Annotated in this window: 1 pseudogene; it reads left to right on the top strand. The window is 66.8% G+C overall.

Features of this window, described 5'->3' with window-relative positions:
* Positions 1-641 (top strand): annotated as a pseudogene (locus tag AC0L2O_RS36305) (phosphoesterase); the annotation flags it as partial.

The raw sequence follows: 641 nt of genomic DNA on the forward strand, positions 1-641 counted from the left end.
ACGGCGCCGACGGTTGCCTCGATCGCGACCTCGGGCAGCGGCATCACCAGCGGCGCCGGCGATCTCAATGTTGGCAAGGTGGTCACGCTGACCGTGAACTTCAGTGCGGCCGTGACGGTCAATACCACGGGGGGCACCCCGAGACTAACCCTCAACGATGGCGGCACGGCGAGCTACACCGGCGGCTCGGGCACCACCGCGCTCACCTTCAGCTATACGGTGGCGGCAGGGCAGAACACCGCCGATCTCATCGTCTCCGCGCTCAATCTCAACGGCGCGGCCATCACCGGTGGCAACGGCATTGCTGCCAATGTGTCAGGCGCCGCCAACGCCAATCCGGCCGGCATCCTGCAGATCGACACGACGGCGCCGACGATTGCCTCGATCGTCGCGACCGGCACCGGCATCACCAATGGCACCGGCAGTGTGAGCACCGGCCAGGTCGTCACCTTGACCGTCAATACGAGCGAGACCGTGACGGTCAACACCACCGGCGGCACGCCGACGCTCGCGCTCAATGATGGCGGCACAGCGAGCTATACCGGCGGCTCGGGCAGCACCGCGCTCACCTTCAGCTACACGGTCGCGGCAGGCCAGACCACGTCCGATCTCGCCATCTCGTCGTTCAACCTCAACGGCGC

The organism is Bradyrhizobium sp. Kon10 (assembly GCF_055807395.1).